Below are 15,632 nucleotides of genomic sequence, written 5' to 3'. Positions count from 1 at the left end.
ATCTTCCCTCACGCCCGCGCACCCCCAACCGCCTGGCGTCAGCAGTCAGCGCCGTCCTCACCCTGGAGAGGCGACGCTGAAGACGCTCAGTCGCAGACCTGGTCCGTCCGGCTGCCCGACGGGGTCAGGGCCTTCTCCCCCGCCGTGAGGCCCCGCCCCGCCACCGCGCACAGCTTGTGCAGCCACCGCTCCGGGTCGAGCGCGAGGACGTAGCCGTCGGACCCATCGACCAGGCCCATCGACGCGCCGTCCGCCGTCAGATCGGCGGTCGCTCCGTACCCGGGTGTGAAGTGGTAGCGCTCGGTGCCGCCGCTGACGTCCCAGGCGGTGTACTCGTTCTGCGTGCTCTGGGTGCTCAGCGTGGACTGCGACGAGAAGGCGCTCAGCCATTGGACGCCCCGGTACGTCAGCGGCTTCAGCCACTTGTCCTTGCCCGGCTTGTCCATGTCCCAGATCCGGACGGCGCCGTCGTAGGTGAGCACCGCGAGGAGCCGTCCCATCGGGTCGAAGCCCAGTTGCTTGACGGCGTCGGACCCGCCGACGTTGAGCGAATCGACCTCCCGGCCCTCGTCGAAGTCCCAGATGACGACGTCGGATGTCCCGGCGGGGGTGCGTACCGCCGCCTGCCCGTGCCCCGGGCGGGCCACGGCCCAGGTGCCGGCGGCGGCGATCGAGACCTCAGTGGGCTCCTGGGCCCTGGGCCGGTAGGCCGTGCCCACTTCGCGTCCCTGGACCAGGTCCCATCGCTCGACGTAGGACAGCGCGGAGATCACCACGTGGTCCGGGCCGTCGAAGGTGACGTCGACCCACGCCGGGGAGCGCCCGGAGCGCGGATCGGGGTCCGTGGGGTCGATGTCCGGCGGCCGTGGCAGGTCGATCCGGTCCCGCTCGCGCAGGCTGTCCGCGCCCACCTCCCAGACCAGGACGGTGCTGCCGTCCGCCGGCGTCGTGAGGACCCGGGTGCCGTCCGGGCTGAACGCGGCGTACAGGGCGGCCAGCGGACGGGACGGCCGCACCGCGGCCAGCATCCGGTGCGTCCGCAGGTCCCACAGGCGCAGTCCGTTGCCGTCGGCGTCGACACTGAGGACGCGATCGTGGTCGGCGTCGACAGTCCTGATCCGGGCGGTGAGCATGGTGGTGTCGAACGCGGACGGCTCCAGGACGCGCGCGACCATCACCGACCCCGCGACGCCGACCGTGGCCCGGAGCTCGCCCGGCGGTCCGGTGAGCGACACGGCGGGCAGCTGGGACTCGCCGGTGAACGAGGCGTCCTGTTGTGCGGGCGCGGGCAGGTCGAAGGTACCGGCGTGCCCCTGGACCAGGTCGAACACCAGGAACCGGAACCGGCCGAGCGAGGCGCCGAAGCGCTGCACCGGGTTGATGAGGAACCGGCCGGTCCGGTCCAGGCGCGGCACGTTCAACGGGCAGACCAGGCCCAGTTGTTAGGTGGTGTACTGGTAGCGCGGCTTCGGGCCGCCGGTCAGGTCCCAGGACTGAAGGGCCCCGTCCGGGGTGCACCGCACCAGCGTCCGGCCGTCGCCGCTGACCGTGACGGCACCGGTCAGGTCCGTGCCCCACGGTGTGGCGCGCCGGCCGTCGGCGAGGGTCCAGCGCACCAGGCGACCCTGGGTGCCTTCGGCCGCGCCTTCCTGGGCGATCCGGCCGATCACGGTCCCGTCCGGGCCGAACCACGCCTGGGCCGTCTCCCAGCCCTTCGGGGCGAGCAGGGGCCTGCCCACGCGCCGGCCGCTCTCGGACTCCCAGACCAGGACCCCTTCACCGGGCAGCACGGCGAGCACCCTGCGCCCGGTCGCGTCGAAGCGCAGGTCAACCGGGGCGCGGGCGTTCTTCCGTGCCGCGTCGACGCCCCGCAGGATCACCGTGCGCCACTTGCCGGCGGCGTCCGGCCCGATTCCCACGGAGACCTGCCCGTGGACCGAGGCCCGCGCGGACATGCGCCCGTCGGGTGAGAGCGCGACGATCCTCGATCCGGCGGGCAGGCCGTTCTTCTTCACCTCGTCCGCGCCGAGCCCCAGGCCGACGGCATCATCGCGACATCACGCACCGGGGCGTGGTTGTCCCAGACCACCCGGTCCACGTGGCGCAGCCGCAGATACTGGCTGATCAGCGCGGTACGGGCCTCCGGCTCCTGGGCGGTCCGGTAGGCCGCCGCCGAGAACAGCGCCGAGGTCACCACCGACACGTCGTCGAGCTGCGCGGCCCGCCCCGCGAGCTGCTTGGAGGCCGCCCGCCGCAGTTGTCCGTCGAGCTGCGCGTTGCGCCGGAAGAACAGCCCGGAGGCGACCACCGCGAGCGCGGTCAGGACCGCGAGTCCGGCGACGGACCAGCGCTTGCGCCGCGCCCGCCGCCGTGCCCGCTCCTCCCGCGCCGTCCGCCGCGCGACCGAGGCGCCGACAAACTGCCGTTCCGCGTCGGTCAGTACGGGGCCCCGGCGGGCCACCCACGGCTCCGCCTCCGCGAGCCGTTCACCCTCCAGAAGCTGCCCGCGCTCCACGTCGTGCCGCAGCTCCGCCCGCCAGGCCAGGATCGCGCGGTCCTGACGCACGCGCTCCTCGAGCCGCGTCCAGGCGCCGATCAGTGCCTCGTGGGCGAGCTCGGCGGTCACCGCCTCACCGCCGCCGCGCAGTACGAGCAGCCGCCGCTCGGCGAGCGCGGTCGCGATCGGCCACCGCTCGGGGCCGGCATCCTCCCTTCTCACCACATTGCGCATCGGGACATCGCCGCCCGGCAGGAACCGGACGAGGTCGGTGAGCAGCCGCATAGCCTCGGCCTCGTCGTCCTCGCGGACGCAACCGCGCCAGGCGGTCTCGGCATACCGGCCCAACGCCCCCTGGACGCCGCCCACTTCGCGGTAGGTCTCGAATCGCAGCCGTCCCCCGAGCTGCCCGTCCCACAGCTGGGCCATGACGAAACCGAGCAGCGGCAGCGCGCCGGGGCCGTCCCCCGCGTCGTCCAGCATCCGCTCGACGTCACGGCGGGTGTCAGCCGCAGGGGGCTGCGGATCACCTGCTCCAGCTGCGCGCGGGTCATGGGGGCGAGCAGCCGCACCTGGCCGCAGCCGAGTGCGGGGCCGAGGAGCGGATGGCTGAGGGCCGCGTCCGTGACGTCCGACCTGAGGGTGACCAGCACGCGCAGCCCTTCGGGCCGGCGCGTGGGGAACAGCAGCCGGACGGCCTCCTCGATCTCGCGGTCCGGTCCGGCGAGCAGCTCCTCGCCCTGGTCGAGGACGACGAGCAGCTGCCGCTCCGCCGGCCCGCCGGCCATCCGAAGGGCGTCCATGAGCCCGCGCTCCGCGAGGAGGTCCTCCAGCTGCCGCACCTCCCGCACTCTCGCGGCTCCGGACAGTCCGGGACGTACGGCGGTGACGAGTTCCGAGGCGAGCGCCGCCGGCAGGGAGGCGTCCTCGCCGGGGCGCGCCACGAGGACGGCATGGCCGCGCTCACGCATCCGCGGTGCGACGCCCGCGCGGGCGAGCGAGGACTTGCCGCAGCCGGAGGGTCCGACGAGGGTGACGCAGGGATGGGAGCCGGCGACCAGGGCGGTGACGTCGTTGAGGTCGTCCTCGCGGCCGAAGTGGACCTCGGAGTCGGCCTCCTGGAACGCCGACAGGCCGCGGTACGGCGACGCGGGGCGGACCACGGGTGCCAGTTCCGGCAGTTCCGCGACGAGCGTGCGGGTGGGGATCAGATAGCTCTGCGGGACCCCGCCGGGCTGGACCACGACGACCATCCCGGCCACGGAGCGCAGTTGCTCGTCCCAGACCGGGCTGCCGCTGAAGCCCTCCTCGACGGGCACGCCGTGCGGATCCGCCTGGGACAGCTGCACCCAGCCCTCGGCGGTGACGCCGCGCAGCCGTCCGTAGTGCCAGACGCCGCCCGGGGAGCGGTACGGGAAGCCGGGCACGCGGACGTCGTGGCCCCACACGCGCTCGGTGTCGCCATGTACAGCGGGTGGGCCGCGGGGGTCTGCGCGCGCAGCCGCAGGACGGCGATGTCGCCGGTCTGGTCCTCCCGCACCGGCACCCAGCGCTCGACCTCGGCCGGGCCGCCGCCCTCGGCGAAGGGCAGGTCGACCAGGACCCCGGCGCCTGCCGCGACCTCCTCGTCGCGGGGCCGTGCGAGGGCGTCGTTCACCACGTGGGCGCAGGTCAGGACGAGGTCGGGGGCGACGAGGAAGCCGGCGCCGGCGATCTCGCCGTCGGGGCCCTTGACCCGGACCACGGCGGCGGCCAGTGCTTCTTCGGGGCTGCGCGAGCCGGGCCCGGGCCCCGTTCCCGTCCCTGTCCCCGTCGCCCCTGCCGTCACTGCCGTCACTGCCGCCTCCGATCAACTCTCCTGTGGAGTATGGCCGTTGGGACCTGACTGGTCACCCCTGTTCCAGGTCAGGGTGACGGCGAAGTTGGCCGCGGTGGCGGTGCTGGCGATCACGACGTCCGCCTCGGCCGAGATGGAGACGCCGAATTCGAGGGTCACCTCGTCCGGGGCGTTCACCATCCCGCGGAACCGCCCGACGAAGCTGTCCGCGACGGGCCGCACGGTGTCCAGCATCTGGCCGAGGGTCCGTTCCGCCCGCGGCACGGCGCGGCTGCCGCGCCCGACCCGGACCAGGCTCTCGTCCACCTCGCGGATCTGGACCCGCACCACCTCGTCACTGCCGTCGCCCAGGGGCACGTCGACGGTGTGCACGGACCGGTCGGCCTTGGGGTCCTCCTTCGCTGCGGGGCAGAGGGCAGCGATCGTAGCGAGCGTCAACAAGGCTTTGTGCAAGGGGATTTGAGCGTCACACGGAGACAGGGGATGCGACGCGCCCCGCCACGGGCACCCCTCACGGGCACCCGTCACGGACCGTACCCACGGGGGACACGAGCACTTTCCTCACGCCTTAATTCATGCCTTGACAGAACATGGTCAAGCTGTTTGGATCTGCTCGCGTCCCGAGGAAGGAGAGCGCTTACCAGCACTCCAAGCACGGACAGCCGTCACCGGACCGTGGGACGGACCCGGGTGACGGAAGGGCGGAACCGTCCGAACGAACCCCTGCCAGAAGCGGGTTGCACAGGATCCCCGGACACGCCCTCCTCGGCCGCCGCGGGCAGCCGCTGGACCGGGATCACGTACGACCGGCGCATCCCAGCAGAGCGAAAGGAAAAACATCGTGAGACGTTCCCTCATCGGGGCAGCCGCAGCGCTCACCTTGGTCGTTCTCGTCGGCACGGAGTCGGCGGCCCCGGCCGCCGTCCCCCGTCGCGGCCCCTCCGTGACGGGCACCTACTCCACGGGCGCCGACCACGCGTGGCAGCCTGCGCCGGCGGTGAACCCGGGCGCTCCCGCCGACGCGACCGTGGTCGTCGACCCGAGCACCACGCGCCAGACGTACTCGGGGATCGGGTTCTCCCTGGACGAGACGAGCGTGTCCAATCTGTGGAAGCTCACTCCCGCCGAGCGCGAGGAGGCCGTCCGGCTGCTCGTCGACCCGAAGACAGGGGCGGGCCTGAACCGGTTCCGCCTCACGATCGGCAGCCCCGACCTCATCGAGCACCTGCCGTTCTGGTCGGAGGACGACCTTCCGGCCGGCATGACCGACGACTTCCAGCTGAAGCACTTCTCCATTCAGCGCGACATCGACCTGCACATCATCGACACCATCAAGCTGATCCAGCGCTACAACCCGAAGGCCACCTTCTTCGGGTCCGCGTGGAGCGCCCCGGCGTGGATGAAGACGAACAACCAGTTCACGGGCGAGGTCGCGCTCAAGCCCGGCAGCACGACGGACTACTACCAGGTCGGCAAGCTCCGGGACGACTGCATCGACGTCTTCGCCCGCTACTACGTGAAGTTCGTCCAGGCGTAAGCCCGGCACGGCATCCGCGTCGGCGCCCTGACCCTGCTGAACGAGCCCGGCATGGATGTCGTCTACCCGGCCATGGACATCAGCGTCGCCCAGCAGCAGAAGCTCGCCCTCGCGATCAAGAAGGCCCTGCACCGGGCCGGCTTGAACACAGGGCTGTACGTCCACGACTTCAACTTCTGGGACTGGCGCGACCCGAACAGCACGGCGACCAAGAACTACTACCGCATCTTCAACGACGCCCCGGACGGGTCCGTGACCGGCCGACAGGTCCTGAACGCGACGGACGCCGTGGCCTTCCACCCCTACTGGGGCGACCCGACGGTGATGCGCGACGCGTTCGAGCAGACGGGCAAGCCGGTCCACATGACCGAGACCAGCGACCTGTCCGCGGCGACGATCCTGAACTACTTCCGCCTCGACGCGAGCTCGTACGTCATGTGGGCGCAGACCACCGACCAGGACGGCGGCACGCTCCACTGGACGCCCGCCCGGGACAACAACGTCGACTGGGACGAGGTCGCCGCGACCACCAAGTGGCCGGACCGCCTGGTCAAGGTGAACACGGCGACCAAGGACTTCACGGTCCGCGACGAGCTCTACGCCATGGGGCAGTTCGCCAAGTACCTGACGCCCGGCGACGTCCGGCTGGAGTCGAGCACCACGGCGGACGGCGTGAGCAACGTCGTCTACCGGCACGGCCCCGACCGGTTCACGGCGGTCCTGGGCAACGCCAACAGCACGGACTCCACGGTGCGGGTCGTGCTCGCCGATCGGTCGTTCGCGGTGACGGTCCCGGCGCACTCGTACGCCACGTACCAGTGGAAGCAGCACCTCCCCCGCAACCCGCACAACAGGGCGCCGGTGGTGGCCCCCGTGCCGGACGTGGTGGCGGACCAGTACGGAACGCTGCAGGTCCCCCTCAAGGCCACCGACCGCGACGGCGACCGGCTCGCCTTCTACGCGACCGACCTCCCGGACGGCATCACGGTCGACCCCGCGACGGGAGTGGTGACGGTCAACCCGACCGTGGCCGGCGAGCACGATGTGACGGTGTACGTCACCGACGGCACCGCGCGCACGAAGGTGACGCTGCACGTGACGGTGCGCCCGCACAGCGCACCGGTCGGGGTCCGAGTCGAGGCGGAGTCGTACGCGGCCCAGCACGGCTGGACGTCGGGCGGCGCCAACTTCATCGAGTCCAACCCGGCGGCGAGCGGCGGCGCGAACGTCGGCTGGACGGCGGCAGGCAACTGGCTGGACTACGGGGTCGACGTCCCGAAGCCCGGCACGTACGACCTGGAACTCCGCGTCGCCACAGGCGGCGGGCGGCCGTCCCGGACGCGCTGTCCTTCCGCGACGCGGGCGGCACGACACTGGCCACAGCCTCCGTCCCGAACACAAACGGCTGGGGCTCGTACCAGTCCGTGCACGTCCCGGTCAGCCTCGCGGCGGGCGACCAGACGGTCAGGCTCTTCTGCGAGACGGGCGGCTTCAACATCGACTACTTCCGCCTGTCGTAGGGCCCGGGCGGCCCGCCGTCACTCCCCCGCGCGCGGCGGGGGTGACGGCGGGCGCCACGCCGCCCGTCAGGAACGCGGAATCCCCATCCCGTCGAAGCGCTGCATGAGGGACGGCTTGCCCCGGTGAGCGGCCCGCAGTTCACCAACCCGCCGGTCGAAGTCGGCGGTGCCGCCGGCGTGGGCCTCCAGAGCGCGCAGGTCTCCCAGGATCACGACGGCGGCGTCGTAGGCGCTGGCCTTCTTCTGGGCGATCAGGCCATCGACCTCGCGCCACGCCTCTTCGGTGCCCTGAGCGACCTTGTGCAAGCCCGCTTCCTGCGCTTCGGCGTCGGCGCGTACCCGGGCAGTCTGCTCTTTCTGCCTGCGGTCGGTACGACGGCGGTAGGCAGTGTCGAGGAGCTCGGCCGCGGTACGCCGCCCGATTTCGTCACGCGGGCCGGGGACGGTGACGGCCGCCCGATAGCGAGCCAGGAGTCCAGGCCCTGGGGATACCGGGCCCAGGGCGGCCTCGACCAGCAGGGCGTCCTTGTCGGCGGCGGGCAGACCGGCGATGAAGGCGGCCAGAGCCGTGCGGTCCACGACGTCCGCGGTGGCGGGCCGGCTGGCCTCGGCGGCAACCGCCAGCAGGTCCGCGTCGACGCCGAGGAAGTCCGCGAGAGCCCGCTGCGGACCGGAGAGCGAGGCCAGTCCCGCAGGAACGGGCGGCTCGACCGCGCGGGCGTAGTTCTCCTCGTCGTCCTCCGCCAGCTCCCAAACGGTGAGCCCGGCAAGCCATGCCACATACAGTGGCCGCAGGTCTCCCGCCGCGAGTTCGGCGCGCAGCCCCACGAAGGCCGAGAGCGTGTAGGAGGTCTCGAATTCGCACTCGCCGCCGTCCTCCGAGGACACGGAGAAGTCCAGCAGTGTCTGTCCGGACCGGGTCCAAACACTGAGCGCGTCGTCCATGGCGTACGCGGTTGCTTCCTTGGCCGTGAGCGACCCAGCAGGCAGGCGCAGGAGGAGACGGCGGCTGCCCCAGTTCGCGTAGTACAGGTGGGCGTCATAGAGCCGCTCGACCAGCTTTGTCGGATCGCCTTTGAAGTCGCCCCAGTGGTACTCGTTGACGAAGCGGGTCGCGGTGATGTCGGCACGAGTGGACAACGCCCGTACCTGCCCGACCTCGTCCTCGTCCAAGGGCCGATCAAGCGCGAGGAACTCGTAGTACTGGTACTCGCTCACGCTCCCGGAGCCTACCGATCCTGGTCACGCAAAGCGTAGAACCAGCCGAACCACCCGTCCAAACGCCGCTCGCACTGTGCGCGTTCCCGTTCGGCCTCCGCTTCGGCTTGCTCGGCCGCAGCGCGCTCGCGTTGCATGCGACAGTGCGGGCACTCGTCGCCACGCGCCGGGTCGGGGCCATCCTCCGGGTCGAACTTGCTGCCGCAAGTCGAGCAGGACCGCAGTGAGGCACGCCATCGCCGGTACTCTTCCTCCTCGCGGCGCTCTTCCTCCGCCCAGGCGGCCCGCTGTGCGGCAAGACGTTGTTCCTCTCGGCCTTCGAAAGCCCGGCGGTCGTCCGGGTTGTCCAGCGCATCGGCGAGCACTTGCCCTGAGCCGTGGCCGAAGCGCCACCAGATCGCCGCGCGAGGGCCGTTCTGGCGCAGCTCGTCGAGTGTGGTGGCCAGCACGGGCACAGCGTCCGTGTAGTCCCAGTAGTCGTCGCTCTCCGCGGTGTTCTCGATGTGGCGCCCATAACACCACTGACCCTGCCAGTGCTCGCGTGAGAGGCGGACGACCTCTTGTATGCGTGCTTGCTGTGCCTTGGGCCCGACCTGCTTGGTGAACACGAACGCCACCGGCGGGTATCCGTCGCGACCGGAGGCCCGCCAGATGGTTGACCACAGGGGGATTTGCTGCCCGCTGGGGTCCTTCGCGGTGCGCTGGAAGAACCGGCGGTAGCGAACGATCTTGTCTGCCACCTTGGCCGGTGGCTCGGTGCCGTTGTCGACCTCCACGAACAGCACTGGCACCCCGTCCTCCGGCGCGGTGAGGACCGCGTCGGCGCGCAGACTGCCCTTGCCCGGCGTGGTGAACGTGCCGCTGATGGGGAGAGCTACCTCGGTGTGCCAGCCGTGAAGTGTGCCCAGCCCGGGAGGCCTGACGGGCATCAGCCTCGTCGGCCCTGCAGCGAGCGGTACACCCCGGCGCACAACCGGCTTGGTCAGCTCCGACGGCGACTGTAGGAACGCATCGATGGTGTCGGTCACCTTCACCGCGTGCGCCGCGCCGGCCCTGGCTGCCGCCTGCGCTGTACCGCCCATCTCTGCGAGCGGCCGGTCCAGCTCGGTGGCAGCCGCGGCTAATCCGGCCGTGGTGAGATTCCACAACTGCTCGCTGACCGGCCGCCCCGACGGATTCAAGCCGGTCATCTTGCCGACCGATTCCAACAGCCCGGCATCTCGGAGGTCCTTGCACGCGTTGCGGACGGTCTGCCCGTCGGCAGTGCCCGGCAGGACCAACTGCCGTAACTGCGCAGCCGTGGCGACCTTCACCACCCCCAGCGCGACCAGCACCAGACTCCGCGTCCGCGCCGTCGACCCGAATCGCCACCGCTTCGCACCCGCCATCGAGCTCTCCCTCCCCACCGCCCCCAGTGCCGCACCCCAACGTCCGCGCCGCACGGCGCCAGCCGGACATCCAGGGCTGGGCGGGCACCCGGGGCCCCACCTCACAGCCCCTGCACGACCACTCCACCACCCCCCACTGACATACAAGACCAGAAACAGCAGGAGCAAAGGGGTTGTCGAGCCACCCGCGACCAACCAATACACGGACTGACCTGCAGAAACCCTTCACACGACGGGGAAAGTCACCGTAGGGCGGGGTGTAGGGACCGCTGTAGGGGCGTTTGTACGCGGCGACGGCAACTGCAGGCAGCGACCGGACAGGAGCACAGGCACCTCAGTGCCCGCCTAAAGTACGACGGAAGTTGCCGCCCGCCTGGGAACTCACCGAACACTGCGGCCGCACTCACCCTCCAGGGCTGACTGTGAGGCGGTGGTCGGTGAGTATCGTCGGGGACAGTGCACTGAGCGCCCCGGCGGTTCGCGACGCTGCGCGACGAGCAGGCGGCCACACTTTGCATCAGCCGAGCGTCGGACACCGTGAAGACACAGGGGCCGGTTTACCTATTGGTCCTCTCACTGAGAACTCCATCGTCCTCGAAGGTTCCGGTGGGCACATGGAGGACGGGCCGCCTTGGGGCCATCATCATCTGCGGCGTCCGGCCCGGGTCAGTGCGGCAACAGTGCCTGTCCACGGCCCGTCCCGCTCCTCCGGCCTCAGCACGAACGTGCCCGTGGCCGTCTCGAAGCGCGTCAACCTGTCAGCACGTACCCGCTCAATGGTCCGCTGCGCCAGCGAGTCGACCACGCCGAACTCGACCGCAATCTGGACCGTGCTAGGGACCTCGCCGCCGGACGGATAGGTGCCGCCCATCATCCGCTCAATGATCACGCCAGAAGGCGCCCGCCCGTGCTGGTTGACCGGCGGCCATCCTGAGCATTACGTGGACGGGTTTGCCGGAGGCAGCGGGTCGGCGACGAAGGTTCCGCGCGCCGGCCGAGTGATCACAAGCCCGGCGTCCCGAAGGATGCTCAGCGCGCGGCGAACAGTGCCCGGACCAACCCCGTAGTCGTGCGTCATCACAAGTTCGCCCGGCAGGCGCGCGCCCGGTGCGTACTCACCGGAACGAATCTTGCGCTCAAGAATCGCAGCAAGTTGCTCGTACACATATTCGGGTGAGTCGGCACTGATCTTGTCCACGCGTCGACCGTAAGCCGCCACTCGCGACCACGCATTACCCAGCACTACTACCTACCACTACCCACCACTACCCACCACTACCTACTATTCGCTAGACTTGTTCGCCCAGACAACAAAACGCCCCGGCAGGAAGCGGCTACTTCCGTACCGGGGCTCACCGAGAAATGGAGTCTCGGCTATGTGGCACCTTATCGCCGCGCTCGTTGCGCAGTTCCTGCCTGCTCGCGGTCGTGATCGGGCGGAAGCCCTCCAGTCGGCGCAACCCTTGCCTACCTCGCTGCCTGCCTACAGGTCACCGCGCCCGGCCGAGGTGATCGACGCTGACGACCTGCCGCTCGTGCCCCACTATCTCGTCGCCTTCGAGTTGCGCCGTGAACAGCAGGCGCAGCGGGAACGACGAACGGCGGCAGTGCTGGCAACCACGGGCATCGACTACACGCCGGAGGCCGTGGCATGAGCGCGACTGCGAAGTCTTGCGGACAGCACCACCCCGGTCGCGAGTCGGCGGCACCGGACGCCGCTACCTCTACTGCGTCCTGCCAGCAGACCACGAGGGGCACCAGATGAACGGCTTCAACGACGCGTGGTCCGGCTGCCTGCCAGTCGTGGACGCGGAGCCAGCGCGCGGAATCGCGGGTCTGCGACTGCTCCCGTGGGCCGGGCCGGACGGGAAACCCGCCTTCACCCCCGACGACAATCCCGAGGGCATGATCGCGCGACTCGCCGACAGCATGGAACGCGAACAACTCACCGCAGCGTCAGACCTGCTTGAGCTTGCTCGTCAGATGCTCGCCGTTACTGAGCCACTGACCCCGGACCAATCGCGCTTCGTCGTGACACGTCTTTGCGACGTCCTGTCGAACACACTGCGGGTCGCCGAGTCACGCGGCATGCGCCTGACGACCGGAGGCGCCGATGCCTAGGCGCGAAGCTCCGCTGATGACCATGCGCGTATCGCGCGACGGCGGGCAGACGTGGGGGCGCCTCCTGCGCTTCCACAGCAGCGACAAGCTCAGGCCTCTCCAGTCCTCCGTGTGGCCACCGTGCGAGTGCCGCCGCTGCATGCCGGGGCTGCACCGCACGTAGCGAGCCAGCCGACACAGAGGGGCCCTTGTAGCGGCCTGCGGACTCCCGGGTCGCTACAAAGGCCCTGGTGCCCGGTTCGTCTCGTGGCCTCAGCGGGGCTCAGAACTCCTAGGCACAGAATGAATACGTCGTCTGTCTGCACGGCTCCGCGCACAGGTCCTGCGCATCGTGATGTCCGCGCGCGACGACCGACTGTCGCAGGCTGGCAGACCACCAGCCTGCGCCGAGCCCTGCCGAGGCTCCTGGTCGCCGCCCTACTGTCTCGTGAGCCGCTCCCCTCTTCGACCGGGGCCGCCGCAGAACCCGCTGTCAGAGGACCTCGCTCCGTCAGACGCCGGCAGTCTGCCGCTCCAGACCCACCAGCTCGCGCAGCTTGTCGCGCGTCTCCGGGTCAGTTGCGTACACCACGGTGCCGACCATGCCTCGTGTGAGCAGGACCTTGTAGGTGTTCCGGATCAGCCGGTCCACGTCGGCGTCGGGCGTGGACTTCTTGAAGACCGGGTCCTTGGACTTCGTACGGTCGGTGACCCAGCGGTCGGTGCGCCAGACAAGGTCGGGACCGATGATGACGCCGGACCAGTCGTACTCGAAGCCCTGCGCGGTGTAGACACAGCCGATCTGTCCGAATCCTGCCGGGTCGGTCGCCCAGAGGGCGGACGGGGGCGCCCCGGAGATGGCACGTTCCCCTCGCAGGTTCCATGGGCGTGCCCAGTCGCCGATCACTACGTCCGCCGGGAGCGGGTCGCCGGGCTTGGGCTCCGGTGACCACGGCCAGCAGTAGCCGGCGGACATGCGAGCGCCGTAGCCCTGGGCGCGACGCTCTTCAAGGAACGCTTCCATTTCGCCCGGGCTGTCCGCGACCCGCAGTTGCATGCGATCGTCGGGCTCCCACGTCACCGAACCGCCGGGTTCCAGGCCCAGGAGCCGTACCACCCACCGCAGGTAGGCGTCGCTGCCACCGCAGCGGAACTGGCTTTCCAGCGGGACGACAAGGCATGCGAGTCCCTTGCGGGCTGCGGCCGCCTTGATCTCGGCAACCGTGCCCATCTCCCCCGGGCGCACCACCTGGTGCTCGTCGAGGAGGAAGACCGGGACGCGAGCGACGTCGAGGAGCTCGTCGATCTGCGGTTTGCCCGTGCGATGGGCGGCCGAGGTGTAGCGATTCGCGGACGTCTCCCGAATGCGGTGGGCCTCGTCGCAGATCACCACGTCAAGCGTGTTCTTCTCGGTCGTCATGAAGCTGTTGAAGTACTTGAACAGGTCCTGCACCTCGCGCTTGCGTGCGCCGGCCACCTTCCGCATGGTCTTCGTGAACGACTGGGAACCGGTGGCATGCAGGGCCGGGACACCCTGCCGGTACAGCTCCCCGAGCAGGGACAGCGCGATAACGCTCTTGCCGGTGCCGGGCCCACCGGTGACGACCACGACCTCTTTGTGGTCGGACTGCTTCGCCTTGCGTACGGCGTTGAGCACCATGCGGTAGGCGACCTGCTGCTCGTCGAGCAGGACGAACTGCTCTCGCTCGCGTACCTCCTGTGCCGCGACAGCCATCAGCTGCCTGGAAGGAACCGTCTTCCCGGACAGGAGCTCGTCGGCAGCGCGAGCACCCGGGCGCCTGTTGCTCAACCTGCTCCGCAGATGGTCGAGGAATGCGCCCCGGCCCTCCGCGGTGAACATCAGACCCCGGTCGTCCCGTTCGATCTCCCGCAGGCCGTTCACTCCGAACTCGCTGGCGTTGTGGAGGTACGCCACGCCGCTGACTCGCTCCGGATGATCGGCGAGGGCGCCGTTGAAATTGACCAGGTACTCGCAGTAACGCCGCACTTGCTCGATGGGGTTGAGGACCGGTCGCGCATAGGCGTCGATCTGGCACAGTTCCGGATCGTCGTCGTGCGGGGCCGCCTGGCTCCACTGCTTCAGCTCGACAACGACGTAGGACGGCTCCCCGGTGACCGGGTGCACTCCGGCGAGCACGGCATCGGCGCGCTTACTGTTCAGCGGCAGCGCGTACTCCAGCATGACCTCCACGTCCCCGAGACCGGCGTCGTTGAGCGCCGCGACCAATGCCGGGATGCTGCGCTCCCAGGATCGCGTCTCGGACGTGCCGGGCCGGTAGCCGTGCATGTGGACGAACTGCTCGATCAGGTGATGGATGAGCGACCCGTCATGGGCCATGACGGCGACCGTCCTGGCTGACGCGCGGAGCAGCAAGGAATTCCCCCAGGTAGCACGAAGTGACTCGTGCGGGTGGGGGCATGTCCTTCGAGACTCCACCGGGGTGGAGCGGAAGCCCGTCGGGCCGCTATGACGACGTGGCTAAGGGTACTCATGCGGCAGATGGCGGAGGCACTCCTCTGCGGGAAGGACCCGCTCAGAACGCTGATCGGGTCGGCAGGGGCGGCAGCTTGCCTCTCTCCACGGGAGCGGACCTGATGGAGTCGCCGTTAGCCAGAACGGCGATGGCCATCCCGGCGGGCCGAGAAGGTCCGCACGCGACCCCCGGAGCCGCGGAGTGGTGAAGCTTCCCCTTGATCGTGGACACCTGGAGACTGGGATCTGAGGTTCCAGAGGAAGTAGTGCCAGGTGGGAAGCAAGTACACGAAGCGGTACTCGGATGAGTACAAGCGGGACGCGATCGAGCTCGTGCGGTCGTCAGGCCGGACGGTGACCGAGGTCGCCCGGGAGCTCGGGATCAGTTCGGAGTCGCTGCGGGGCTGGGTGAAGAAGGCCCGCGCCGCCCAGGTCTCCGGATCGGCACCCGGAGCCGTGCGGGCCGCCGGAACGTACCCGCCGTTCGCCGCAATCACCCCGTGGATCGAGCCGGGCACCTTGCCCAGCGCCCGCCCGATCTCACTCAGCGACTGTCCGTCCCGCCATCGCCGCCACACCTCGCGCTTCTGCTCGTCCGACAACCCCGGACGCCCGACCCTCGCCACCCGGCAACACCTCCAGCAACCGTTCTACCTGGGATGTTGCACCGACCCCTTGATCCCACCCTGCGAATCATGCGAGAAAGCCGCGCGGTCTGGCTTCCCTATCGGTCCGGCGAATTTCCCGGCCCTCTGCCCGACGGTCTGTCATACCACTTCTGGGTCGGCCTTCCCGTCCCATCCCCGGGACGTGCGCTTCGTCGTCGTCCCGCCCGTTCCTGCCGAGCAGCACGAGATCCTGGACCGGCTGCTGCACCGCGCCGAGCGGCTCAAGATCCTTCAGGTCCTCAGCTCCGGGCACGACTACCTCGAACCCTTCCTCGGCGTGCTTCCCTCCCGCACGCGCGTCGCCACGGCGAACGGCGTGCACGGCGAGCCCACTGCCGAGCTGGCGGTGACACTGCTCCTGGCCGCCGAGCGC

At 70.0% G+C, this 15,632-nt stretch carries 15 protein-coding genes and 2 pseudogenes; 6 read left to right on the top strand and 11 right to left on the bottom strand.

All coding sequences use genetic code 11. From position 1 onward, the window contains the following. Positions 1-86: 86 nt before the first annotated feature. From ACIP98_RS32230 to ACIP98_RS32205, 6 genes and pseudogenes are all read right to left on the bottom strand, one after another. Positions 87-1,415 carry a WD40 repeat domain-containing protein gene (locus tag ACIP98_RS32230; protein ID WP_401979340.1) on the bottom strand — a complete coding sequence of 443 codons (1,329 nt, stop codon included), beginning with the start codon at positions 1,413-1,415 and terminating at the stop codon, positions 87-89. A gap of 27 nt (positions 1,416-1,442) precedes the next feature. Next, a complete protein-coding gene (locus tag ACIP98_RS32225) occupies positions 1,443-2,015 on the bottom strand; it encodes a hypothetical protein (protein WP_401979271.1) in 573 nt (190 codons plus the stop codon). Further along, entirely contained in the window at positions 2,012-2,980 is a 969-nt protein-coding gene (locus tag ACIP98_RS32220) for a hypothetical protein (RefSeq protein WP_401979270.1), read from the bottom strand. Before ACIP98_RS32220 ends, ACIP98_RS32225 begins: the two co-directional genes overlap by 4 nt. 83 nt (positions 2,981-3,063) lie before the next feature. Next, positions 3,064-3,750, bottom strand: a pseudogene (locus tag ACIP98_RS32215) (ATP-binding protein); the annotation flags it as partial. Then, positions 3,705-4,241 (bottom strand): trypsin-like peptidase domain-containing protein, encoded by a 537-nt coding sequence (locus tag ACIP98_RS32210; RefSeq protein WP_401979338.1) that lies wholly within the window; start codon positions 4,239-4,241, stop codon positions 3,705-3,707. The gene ACIP98_RS32210 and the pseudogene ACIP98_RS32215, both read right to left, overlap by 46 nt. A 105-nt stretch (positions 4,242-4,346) precedes the next feature. Then, the gene (locus ACIP98_RS32205) at positions 4,347-4,772 is read right to left on the bottom strand and encodes a CU044_2847 family protein (RefSeq protein WP_401979269.1); all 426 of its coding nucleotides are present in this window, start codon (positions 4,770-4,772) and stop codon (positions 4,347-4,349) included. 403 nt (positions 4,773-5,175) lie between these two features. On the opposite strand from ACIP98_RS32205, the gene ACIP98_RS32200 reads away from it, so the two are divergent. The 3 genes and pseudogenes from ACIP98_RS32200 (at position 5,176) to ACIP98_RS32190 (ending at position 7,391) form a co-directional block, all read left to right on the top strand. After that, complete coding sequence (locus ACIP98_RS32200; RefSeq protein WP_401979267.1) at positions 5,176-5,871, top strand: hypothetical protein; 696 nt, start codon at positions 5,176-5,178, stop codon at positions 5,869-5,871. A gap of 51 nt (positions 5,872-5,922) precedes the next feature. Next, positions 5,923-7,137: pseudogene (locus tag ACIP98_RS32195) on the top strand (putative Ig domain-containing protein); the annotation flags it as partial. Next, positions 7,038-7,391 carry a carbohydrate-binding protein gene (locus tag ACIP98_RS32190; RefSeq protein ID WP_401979336.1) on the top strand — a complete coding sequence of 118 codons (354 nt, stop codon included), beginning with the start codon at positions 7,038-7,040 and terminating at the stop codon, positions 7,389-7,391. The pseudogene ACIP98_RS32195 and the gene ACIP98_RS32190, both read left to right, overlap by 100 nt. A gap of 66 nt (positions 7,392-7,457) precedes the next feature. Here ACIP98_RS32190 and ACIP98_RS32185 read toward each other — a convergent pair whose 3' ends face one another. From ACIP98_RS32185 to ACIP98_RS32170, 4 genes are all read right to left on the bottom strand, one after another. Further along, positions 7,458-8,609 (bottom strand): hypothetical protein, encoded by a 1,152-nt coding sequence (locus tag ACIP98_RS32185; protein WP_401979266.1) that lies wholly within the window; start codon positions 8,607-8,609, stop codon positions 7,458-7,460. 11 nt (positions 8,610-8,620) lie between these two features. Beyond that, positions 8,621-9,943: a replication-relaxation family protein gene (locus ACIP98_RS32180; RefSeq protein WP_401979265.1), complete on the bottom strand. Its 1,323-nt coding sequence runs from the start codon at positions 9,941-9,943 to the stop codon at positions 8,621-8,623. Positions 9,944-10,640: 697 nt separating this feature from the next. After that, positions 10,641-10,886 (bottom strand): GntR family transcriptional regulator, encoded by a 246-nt coding sequence (locus ACIP98_RS32175; protein WP_401979263.1) that lies wholly within the window; start codon positions 10,884-10,886, stop codon positions 10,641-10,643. A 48-nt stretch (positions 10,887-10,934) separates the two neighbouring features. Then, positions 10,935-11,195, bottom strand: coding sequence for a GntR family transcriptional regulator (locus ACIP98_RS32170; RefSeq protein WP_401979261.1), 261 nt, complete (start codon positions 11,193-11,195; stop codon positions 10,935-10,937). A gap of 178 nt (positions 11,196-11,373) precedes the next feature. Between ACIP98_RS32170 and ACIP98_RS32165 the strand changes: the two genes are divergently transcribed. Both ACIP98_RS32165 and ACIP98_RS32160 read left to right on the top strand, forming a co-directional pair. Continuing rightward, a complete protein-coding gene (locus ACIP98_RS32165) occupies positions 11,374-11,652 on the top strand; it encodes a hypothetical protein (protein ID WP_401979259.1) in 279 nt (92 codons plus the stop codon). A gap of 106 nt (positions 11,653-11,758) precedes the next feature. Beyond that, complete coding sequence (locus ACIP98_RS32160; protein ID WP_401979258.1) at positions 11,759-12,118, top strand: hypothetical protein; 360 nt, start codon at positions 11,759-11,761, stop codon at positions 12,116-12,118. 490 nt (positions 12,119-12,608) lie between these two features. Here the strand turns inward: ACIP98_RS32160 and ACIP98_RS32155 are convergent, their stop codons facing one another. After that, positions 12,609-14,492 carry a DNA/RNA helicase domain-containing protein gene (locus ACIP98_RS32155; RefSeq protein WP_401979257.1) on the bottom strand — a complete coding sequence of 628 codons (1,884 nt, stop codon included), beginning with the start codon at positions 14,490-14,492 and terminating at the stop codon, positions 12,609-12,611. A 372-nt stretch (positions 14,493-14,864) separates the two neighbouring features. Between ACIP98_RS32155 and ACIP98_RS32150 the strand changes: the two genes are divergently transcribed. Further along, on the top strand, positions 14,865-15,632 hold a 768-nt coding region (locus ACIP98_RS32150; RefSeq protein ID WP_401979255.1), incomplete at its 3' end, for a transposase.

The organism is Streptomyces sp. NPDC088354 (assembly GCF_044753585.1).
Taxonomy (GTDB): domain Bacteria; phylum Actinomycetota; class Actinomycetes; order Streptomycetales; family Streptomycetaceae; genus Actinacidiphila.
This window is presented reverse-complemented; position numbering and strand designations above follow the sequence as displayed.

Bases quoted from the DNA above. Each gene is read 5' to 3' on its own strand.
- ACIP98_RS32220 (WP_401979270.1), bottom strand. From the start codon at position 2,980: ATGCTGGACGACGCGGGGGACGGCCCCGGCGCGCTGCCGCTGCTCGGT.
- ACIP98_RS32165 (WP_401979259.1), top strand. From the start codon at position 11,374: ATGTGGCACCTTATCGCCGCGCTCGTTGCGCAGTTCCTGCCTGCTCGC.
- ACIP98_RS32160 (WP_401979258.1), top strand. From the start codon at position 11,759: ATGAACGGCTTCAACGACGCGTGGTCCGGCTGCCTGCCAGTCGTGGAC.